This window comes from Ruminococcus sp. 1001136sp1_2201st1_G3_2201SCRN_220225, assembly GCF_040924365.1.
Lineage (GTDB): Bacteria > Bacillota > Clostridia > Lachnospirales > Lachnospiraceae > Blautia_A > Blautia_A faecis.
Genome location: NZ_JBCOME010000003.1, coordinates 1 through 8,459, shown reverse-complemented (window position 1 = coordinate 8,459; position 8,459 = coordinate 1). Strand labels below are relative to the sequence as shown.

The 8,459-nt window shown below is 44.4% G+C and carries 9 protein-coding genes and 1 pseudogene; 8 read left to right on the top strand and 2 right to left on the bottom strand.

Annotation, left to right across the window (positions count from 1 at the left end):
• From AB5642_RS01845 to AB5642_RS01835, 3 genes are all read left to right on the top strand, one after another.
• Positions 1–803 (top strand): TlpA family protein disulfide reductase (locus AB5642_RS01845; protein WP_368371424.1); only part of this gene is annotated, 803 nt, incomplete at its 5' end.
• Between the two features lie 21 nt (positions 804–824).
• A complete protein-coding gene (locus AB5642_RS01840) occupies positions 825–986 on the top strand; it encodes a CD1871A family CXXC motif-containing protein (protein ID WP_148461398.1) in 162 nt (53 codons plus the stop codon).
• A 7-nt stretch (positions 987–993) separates the two neighbouring features.
• The gene (locus AB5642_RS01835) at positions 994–1,836 is read left to right on the top strand and encodes a 4Fe-4S binding protein (RefSeq protein ID WP_118577806.1); all 843 of its coding nucleotides are present in this window, start codon (positions 994–996) and stop codon (positions 1,834–1,836) included.
• Positions 1,837–1,963: 127 nt separating this feature from the next.
• Here the strand turns inward: AB5642_RS01835 and AB5642_RS01830 are convergent, their stop codons facing one another.
• Positions 1,964–2,920: an L-lactate dehydrogenase gene (locus tag AB5642_RS01830; RefSeq protein ID WP_148461399.1), complete on the bottom strand. Its 957-nt coding sequence runs from the start codon at positions 2,918–2,920 to the stop codon at positions 1,964–1,966.
• 228 nt (positions 2,921–3,148) lie between these two features.
• On the opposite strand from AB5642_RS01830, the gene AB5642_RS01825 reads away from it, so the two are divergent.
• The 5 genes from AB5642_RS01825 to AB5642_RS01805 all read left to right on the top strand — a co-directional run bounded on the left by AB5642_RS01825 (position 3,149) and on the right by AB5642_RS01805 (position 7,831).
• Entirely contained in the window at positions 3,149–3,568 is a 420-nt protein-coding gene (locus AB5642_RS01825) for a Fur family transcriptional regulator (protein ID WP_148461400.1), read from the top strand.
• A gap of 11 nt (positions 3,569–3,579) precedes the next feature.
• Complete coding sequence (locus tag AB5642_RS01820; RefSeq protein WP_148461401.1) at positions 3,580–4,653, top strand: metal ABC transporter substrate-binding protein; 1,074 nt, start codon at positions 3,580–3,582, stop codon at positions 4,651–4,653.
• Positions 4,650–5,363, top strand: a complete 714-nt coding sequence (locus tag AB5642_RS01815) for a metal ABC transporter ATP-binding protein (protein ID WP_118577697.1) — start codon at positions 4,650–4,652, stop codon at positions 5,361–5,363. The genes AB5642_RS01820 and AB5642_RS01815 overlap by 4 nt, the downstream gene beginning before the upstream one ends.
• The gene (locus tag AB5642_RS01810) at positions 5,360–6,205 is read left to right on the top strand and encodes a metal ABC transporter permease (protein WP_173718042.1); all 846 of its coding nucleotides are present in this window, start codon (positions 5,360–5,362) and stop codon (positions 6,203–6,205) included. The genes AB5642_RS01815 and AB5642_RS01810 overlap by 4 nt, the downstream gene beginning before the upstream one ends.
• Positions 6,206–6,796: 591 nt before the next feature.
• Positions 6,797–7,831 carry a hypothetical protein gene (locus AB5642_RS01805; RefSeq protein WP_173718043.1) on the top strand — a complete coding sequence of 345 codons (1,035 nt, stop codon included), beginning with the start codon at positions 6,797–6,799 and terminating at the stop codon, positions 7,829–7,831.
• 263 nt (positions 7,832–8,094) lie between these two features.
• Here the strand turns inward: AB5642_RS01805 and AB5642_RS01800 are convergent.
• Positions 8,095–8,459 (bottom strand): annotated as a pseudogene (locus AB5642_RS01800) (IS30 family transposase); the annotation flags it as partial.

Here is an 8,459-nt window from a genome sequence, read left to right as displayed (position 1 = left end):
GGAATAAGCTTACCGAGGATCAGAAAAACGAAGATGTAAACCTTCTTGGGACCGGCTATGAGGATTGGCTTAAGAGCATCGAAAGAGTTGGCACACTTGGCGTTTACAGCAAGGACGTGATCGATGATCTGGATTCCATCACAGGCTGCAATGAGCACAAAGAGCTGGGAACCAGCGAGGATGGAAATTATAAATACTATCTCAGCATTAATAAAGATGCAGAGTCTGACCTGACAGACGAGATCGAAAAAATTGAGACTACGATCACAGAAATGACAGCATTTGATCCAAGCAAATCCGTATTTGATATGCCGGCAGAAAATGCCAACCCAGATGCAGAAAATGTAGGCGCATTTGAGACAACAGATATTGATGGAAATGCCTATACAGAAAAAGTATTCAGTGACTATGACCTGACACTTGTAAACTGCTTTACAACCTGGTGCTCTCCATGTGTAAATGAAATGCCAGACCTTGACAAGCTTTATCAGGAAATGAAGGAAAAGGGTGTGGGAGTAGTAGGAATGGTAATCGATTCTGTAGGCGAGGACGGAACTACAGATGAAGATACTGTGAAAAAAGCGCAGATTCTCAAGGAAAAAACAGGAGTTACCTATCCTCTTCTGATTCCGGATGCGGGAAACATGAATGGTCGCATCAGCGGTCTCAGCAGCTTCCCGGAATCCTTCTTTGTAGATAAAGATGGAAACATTGTAGGAGATCCGATCATGGGCAGCAGAAATCTGGAAGACTGGAAAACAGCTGTAGAGGATGCACTGGAAAAAATTAATTCCGGAAAATAAAAAGTGGTTAGGGAATGTAGGATGAAAAATTATATAAATAAAATCACCCAGTCCAAATGGACAGGAATCGCCCTTGCAGCGGTGGGGATTCTGATGATGGCCTTTGGTATTTATCGTGGTGAAATGGAAGTTGTTTTTACAAAAGCTGTAAATATCTGTATGGAGTGTATTGGAATTGGATGATAAGAAAATGAACATAAAAAACTGGCCCAGGCATACCATACAGGCACTCTGGGCGGCACTTACAAATTCCCATATATCCGGATTTGTAACTGGAAAAATATATACAGGAAAGCTGAAAAATGCCTGTGTTCCGGGACTGAACTGCTATTCCTGTCCCGGGGCAGCAGGAGCCTGTCCAATTGGTTCCTTACAGGCTGTGGTTGGAAGCTGGAACTTTAAATTTGCCTACTACGTAATCGGATTTCTGATTTTCGTAGGTGCGATCCTGGGAAGGCTGGTGTGTGGTTTTCTCTGCCCGTTTGGATTGATCCAGGATTTGCTGAACAAGATTCCTTTTCCAAAGAAAATCCGTACCTTCAAAGGGGACAAGCTTCTTCGAAAGCTGAAATACGTGATTTTTCTGGTATTTGTAATTCTGCTTCCCCTGTTTCTCACAGATATAATGGGGCAGGGAGCTCCCTATTTCTGTAAGCTGATCTGTCCGGCCGGAACTTTGGAGGGCGGACTGCCGCTGGTACTTTTGAACAAGGCTATGCGTGGTGCCATTGGCTGGCTGTACATATGGAAAAATACAATTCTGATCGTGACAATTGTTCTTTCCATTATTATTTACAGACCATTTTGCCGTTATATTTGTCCGCTTGGCGCATTTTATTCCGTATTCAATAAGGTCTCCATTTACCGCTACCGTGTAGATATGGAAAAATGCGTTCACTGCGGAAAATGTGCAAAGGCTTGCCAGATGGTGGTCAACCCTGTGGAAAACCCCAACAGTCCGGAATGTATCCGTTGCGGACGGTGTAAGCAGGCATGTCCGGTACACGCCATTGCGAGTGGGTGCAAGAGATAACTGGAATGCTTTGCCATTATCATAGGAATTAACTTTATGTATGTTTTATAAGTAAAAAAGCTTACTGCGATTTAGACATTGAAAAAATAAATGTCTAAGTTGTAGTAAGCTTTTATTGTTTATGGTGTCAGGAAATGCTCTTGATTACATTACGGAGATACTCGTAGCAGATCTTAAGATTTTTCTCCCCTTCTTTATCCAGCGGAATCTGCAGTGTGCGTTCCACTCCATTTCGTGAAATAACGCATGGAAGGCTCATTGCGATTCCTTCTAATCCGTATTCCCCTTCCAGAACAACGGAAGCCGGTACGACGGCACGTTCATTTCGCATAATGGCTCCTACCAGACGGCAGACGCTAAGGGCGATGCCGGAGCTTGTGTAGCCCTTCAGTTCTACAATGTCCAGACCGCTGACCTTCACCTCGTGAAGTAGCTTCTCACAGTCAACAGGCTCTTTCAGGCCAAACTGTTTCTGAAAATCATGGAAAGGAATTCCTACAATATTAACCGCATTCCATGGGATAAAGCTTGTGCCGCCGTGTTCGCCCAGAACGAATCCGGTGACATTTTTGGCATCTACGCCGCACAGGTCGGCAAGCATTTTATTGAAGCGGGCGGTGTCCAGAAGAGTACCGGTACCGATCAGAAGATTTCGGGGGTAGTTGAATTCCTTCTGTGCAATATAAGTAAGAATGTCCATTGGATTTGAAACATTAATAATAATGGCAGAACGGGTGTAAGTGGTGATCTGTGTCATGATCTCTTTCATCACCTGTACATTGGTCTGCAGCAACACCATGCGGTCACGGGAGTTACCTGGCTGAATGCTGGGACCTGCGGTGTTGATGATAATTTGGGCGTCTTTACAGTCCTCGTAGGTACCCACCCGGATGTTTGCGTTGGCACTGTATGCAAAGGCGGTGGTGTGGCTGGCATCCAGTACGACTCCCAATGCTTTTTTTTCATTTCTGTTTATGACAACGATCTCATCTGCAAGATTCATTCGCAGAAGAGAGTCCAGAATCGCAGATCCCACATGACCTGCGCCGATCAGAACAATTTTTCCATAACTTATATTTTCCATGATGTCAGGCTCCTTTAGAAATGTAAACTTTCATATATAGTGATGTCACCGATAGACGACATGTCTGTTTTGTGAATAAGAATAGCACTTGTATGCTGCAGAAACAAGAGAATTTTTGATTGCACTGTAAAAAATACGGAATGATAAAAATGAAAACGATTTTCATATTGACTTTGAAAAAGAATCTGCTATAATATGAAAATGATTTTCAAATTGGAGGCGCGGGAAATGAGCGAAAAAGCACAATATCGTACCAGACAGATTACAGAGCTGGAGAATTATCTGTGCTCTATGGAAGGAAAACATGTTACAGTCAGCGATATATGCAAATACTTTAAAAGTCAGGGGATTTCTATCGGAACCACAACGGTGTACCGCCAGCTTGACCGGATGGTGGAGCAGGGACTGGTTGCTAAATATGTGGTAGACGGCACTAGCAGTGCATGCTTCGAGTATCTGGGACATGATGAGCATTGTCATAAGCATATATGCTTTCATTGCAAATGCGAGAAGTGTGGAAAGGTGATTCATCTGGAATGCGGGGAAATGACACATCTGGGCGAGCATATGCTGGAAGACCATGGATTTCAGTGGGATTTTACCAGGACGGTGTTTTATGGAATCTGTGAGGAGTGTAGAGGAAAATAATGAGGTTGAACATGCACAAATTAAAAAATAAATTCAAAAGGCTACTCATGTCAGCTGCCACAATAGGTACGGCCTGCCTTTTGGCAGGCTGCGGTGCAGGTGCGGCGGCAGGAACTGACAATTCCGGTGTGACGGAAAGCCAGAGCGGGGGAAATGGCAGCGAACAGGAGAATGCCAGCACAGATAGTCAGAAGCTTCAGATTGTAGCCACTATTTTTCCAGAATACGACTGGGTAAAGGAAATCCTGGGTGACCAGGCTGAGAATGTGGATCTTACCTTGCTTTTGGGTAACGGAACAGACATGCATAGTTTCCAGCCTACCATGGAAGATATTTTGAAGGTATCCACCTGTGACCTGTTTATTTATGTAGGCGGTGAGTCTGATTCCTGGGTAGCCGATGCATTGAAGGGCGCCGGAAACCCAGACCGAAAAGCAATCAACCTGATGGATGTGCTGGGAGATCAGGTGAAGGAGGAAGAGCTTGTAGAGGGAATGCAGGAAGAAGACGGCCACACTCACGAAGAAGAGCATACCCACGATGATGATCTGGAATACGATGAGCATGTCTGGCTGTCCTTGAAAAATGCGTCTCTGTTTTGCGACACCATTGCCAGTAGTCTTGCTGATGCTGATCCGGAGCATTCCCAGCTTTATCAGCAGAACGCCGAGGCTTATGAAGAAAAACTGGCAGCTCTGGATCAGGAATACCAGACTTCAGTGGAGAAATCCCGGTCAAAAACCCTGCTTTTTGCGGATCGTTTCCCGTTCCGCTATTTAATTGACGACTATAATCTTACCTATTACGCTGCATTTGCCGGCTGTTCCGCAGAAACAGATGCCAGCTTCGAGACCATCACATTTCTGGCTGGTAAGCTGGATGAGCTGAACCTTCCGGCTGTTCTCACTATCGAGAATTCCGATCAGAAAGTGGCGAAAGCAGTAATTGAAAATACAAATACTAAGGATCAGAAGATTTTGACATTAAATTCCATGCAGTCCGTAACTACAAAGGATGTGGAAGAGGGAACCACATACCTTTCCATCATGGAAAATAATCTCCAGATTCTGAAGGAGGCATTATGAGTCTGATTACTTGTGAGAACCTTACATTGGGATATGAAGGAAAAGCGATTTTGTCCGGGCTGAATTTCAGCGTAAATTCCGGTGATTACCTTTGTATCGTAGGAGAAAACGGCTCTGGGAAATCCACACTGATGAAAACCCTTCTTCATCTTCAGAGCCCTATGAGTGGCAGCATCATTCTGGGAGACGATTTAAAAATCAACGAGATTGGCTATCTGCCACAGCAGACTGCGCTTCAGAGAGACTTCCCTGCTTCGGTAGATGAAATTGTGATGTCCGGTTTCCTGGGGAGAATGGGGCTTCGTCCTTTTTACAATAAAGCAGAGAAAAAAGAAGCCCGCGAATTGATGGAGAAAACCAGGATCACGGATCTGGCTGACCGTTGTTATCGCCAGTTGTCCGGCGGGCAGCAGCAGAGAGTGCTTCTGACCAGAGCCCTTTGCGCCACAAGGAAAATCCTCCTTCTGGATGAGCCTGTTTCTGGTCTGGATCCGGTTGCAACTGCGGATATGTATCAGATTATCAACGAATTAAATAAAGAAGACCGAGTAACCATCATCATGATTTCCCACGATATCAGTGAAGTAGCAACTTATGCAAGTCATGTGCTGCATATTGGACAGAAGGTTTTCTTCGGAACAAAAGAGGAATATCTGGAAAGCAAGATTGGAAAGCGGCTTGTGGATGCTGGAGAGGAGGGAAAAGCATGAGCGGAATTTTTGAAAAACTGGCATTTTATTTCCAGTATCCATTTGTGTGGTATGCTTTGATCGTAGGCGTGCTTATTGCACTTTGCTCCTCTCTTCTGGGGGTAACGTTGGTGCTGAAGCGATTTTCCTTTATTGGGGACGGACTGTCCCATGTGGCATTCGGAGCTATGGCCATTGCATCAGTGCTGAATTTCAGCAACAATATGCTGTTTGTCATGCCGGTAACTGTGATCTGTGCGGTGCTGCTTCTTCGTACAGGACAGAGTACGAAGATCAAAGGAGATGCGGCAATCGCTATGATTTCTGTTGGAGCCCTGGCAGTTGGCTATCTGCTGATGAATATTTTTTCCACAGGCTCTAATATTTCCGGAGATGTGTGCAGCAGCCTGTTTGGTTCTACGTCAATCCTGACTCTGACCACAGCTGAGGTGTGGCTGTGTGTGGTGGTGTCTGTTATTGTTGTGGCACTGTTTACAGTATTTTATCATAAGATATTTGCGGTTACCTTTGATGAAAATTTTGCAAAAGCTACTGGAACCAGGACGGATATGTACAATCTTCTGATTGCGGTGATCACAGCGGTGATCATTGTGCTGGCTATGAATCTGGTGGGGTCCCTGTTGATCTCAGCTCTGATCATTTTCCCGGCACTGTCGGCAATGAGGCTCTATAAACGATTCAGCGCAGTAATTATCTGTTCGGCGATTTTATCCGTGTTGTGTGCATTTTTTGGAATTATTGTTTCCATTCTGGGCGGAACGCCGGTAGGGTCTACCATTGTGGCTGTGGATATTGCGGCGTTTCTGGTGACAAGCCTGATTGGGAAGCTTTTAGAGAGATAGAATATGGTATAGAGCAGTAGAGCGTGTCTGAAAAATCTGACAAGTTAATATGGCAGTTACTTAATATCCGATGTATAGGGCGTTCTTGTAAGTGGTTCAGCTTGCAGGGGACGCCTTTTTAATGTAATAGGAAATTCTATTGGAATTGCCTATTATATTAAAAGCCCTACCGGGCAGGAGCGCACTGCGGCGGAAGGATAGCTGTCGCTCGAGGCGGCCCCGCCGCAGGCGGAGAATCCTGCAAGCAGGATTCTTTTTATATGGGAAATGAGAAAAATACTAACCAGAGTATAGTGCTTTTTCCTGGGTGAATTTCTTATAATATAGTTACAGCAGAATGATACAGTTGTAGAAAAAATTTCTGGTTACTGTTTTGTATCTGGCTGCAAAGCTGGTTACTGTTCACTCCGTTTACAGCAACACGCTCCGCGATGCACAGAAATCATGCATTTGCATGATTTCGCGCCGCAAGTCTCGGGTTTTCTGTGAGCTTTGCTCACAAAAAACACCTCGCGAAACATTCCCTGTGAACAGTGACCAAAGCTGAAACTATATTTTTCAGAAAAATTATATGATCCAGGGAGGGTGTTTATGAAAAGAAGAATAATTGCTGCAATATTTACCGGAATGCTGATCACTGCATCGTTTCCAGCTATTGCCCATGCAGAAATCGAAAATCCGGAGGACTATATGGGCATCTGGTATGCCAATTATGTAATATATTCTGACGAAAGCAGCGAACGTCACAATGTAGCGGAATATTTGAACCAATACTTGGAAATGAGGCTGATGGAAGACGGAAGTGCTTACATGGAAATGTCCTACAATAGTGAGGAGCCAGACTCGGCAGAAATTCTGAAGGTCTCATGGAAACTGGAGGATGGGAAAATACTTGTTTCCCTGGAGGAAGGAGACATTTATCTTGATACAGTGGACGGAGAGTTTGTGGGGAGCTTAGATGAGGATACCCAGGTGATTTTCGGGCGGGAACTGGTGCAGACAGGAGAAGCTCAGAGCCTGGATAATCTGGACGATCTGGAAGATAGTGAAAAGGCTAAGATTCCAAAGGAGAATCCCTACATTTATCATCCGGAAACAGACAATCCGGAGGAAATCATTGCCCGCTATCTTGGGGCTGCGAATTTGGAAAAAGGTTATGAAGTTTCCCTGGATGAGGACAATGGAACCTTTACAGCTCATTGGGCAGGAGATGAATATTATGATCCCAGGGACTATGTTGGAAGCTACAGAATAACGGATGATAACTATATCAACATTTGCTGGAGAGAGGCCACCAGTGAGTATGGCGATAAATGCTATGGTGCGGTTCTGGTAGACCGCTGGAACCAGTTTACGATAAATGAGGATCTTGGAAATCTGGCCGAAGTTATGACTGCCATGGCAAATGACATAAACAGCGGACGTGTTTTCACAGCTTACAGGACAGAAATCACAGAAGGCTCTGAAAACCAGGGTGCTGTGAAATTTATAGATGAGGATTACGAGGTTTCCTATAGCTACCAGATCATTCCAGGTGCAGATCCTATGGTGACACTTACCAGGTATGATTCGGAATATGATTATGAACAGGTGTATACAAATTATCAGCTGAGGGAGATGCTGTAGGAAAATAGAAAAATGTGAGAATGTGAAAAGGTTGAATGAAAAAGTAACTTCCACCATACATTGACACAGGTAAAATAAGACTTTTTTGCAGGACTAACGTCCATATAGTTCTGGATTATTCGTAAAAATTAACATATAATAAGGGCAGAAAACAAAGCTTTTTCTGGAAGATGGGCATGATTTTTGGACCACTGAAAGTACTTTTGAAAAAGTAACTTCCACCGGCCTGATTATGAAACCAACACCGGAAATGGATCTTGCAGTTACTTTTTCAAGAGTGATGGCTTAAGGATCACCTGGTTGGCGGGAATCCTTTCCAGCTGGCAGAGGTCCAGCAGTTTTCTGTCTATCAGCAGCAGAGCCAGTTCAAACGGGGTGCAGCCGTTTAAACTGGCTCTTGCTACGCTATTGATGTGGTTGGTGATCAGAGTTACCTGCTCCTGGTCCAAGCCTGCGAATGTCGTACCTTTGGGGATAATATAACGGATGAATTCATGATTTTTTTCCAGACGTCCTTTCTGCCAGGAAGCCATGGGATCGCAGTAAAAGACACGGGATAGAAGTTCACCTGCAGGCCGTTCAAAAATAGCTGGATCTTTGAATGAGGCACCATTGTCTGTAAGAATGA

Excerpts from the sequence above, each read along its gene's own strand:
- AB5642_RS01840 (WP_148461398.1), top strand. The coding sequence starts at position 825 with ATGAAAAATTATATAAATAAAATCACCCAGTCCAAATGGACAGGAATC.
- AB5642_RS01835 (WP_118577806.1), top strand. The coding sequence starts at position 994 with ATGAACATAAAAAACTGGCCCAGGCATACCATACAGGCACTCTGGGCG.
- AB5642_RS01830 (WP_148461399.1), bottom strand. The coding sequence starts at position 2,920 with ATGGAAAATATAAGTTATGGAAAAATTGTTCTGATCGGCGCAGGTCAT.
- AB5642_RS01825 (WP_148461400.1), top strand. The coding sequence starts at position 3,149 with ATGAGCGAAAAAGCACAATATCGTACCAGACAGATTACAGAGCTGGAG.
- AB5642_RS01820 (WP_148461401.1), top strand. The coding sequence starts at position 3,580 with ATGCACAAATTAAAAAATAAATTCAAAAGGCTACTCATGTCAGCTGCC.
- AB5642_RS01815 (WP_118577697.1), top strand. The coding sequence starts at position 4,650 with ATGAGTCTGATTACTTGTGAGAACCTTACATTGGGATATGAAGGAAAA.
- AB5642_RS01810 (WP_173718042.1), top strand. The coding sequence starts at position 5,360 with ATGAGCGGAATTTTTGAAAAACTGGCATTTTATTTCCAGTATCCATTT.
- AB5642_RS01805 (WP_173718043.1), top strand. The coding sequence starts at position 6,797 with ATGAAAAGAAGAATAATTGCTGCAATATTTACCGGAATGCTGATCACT.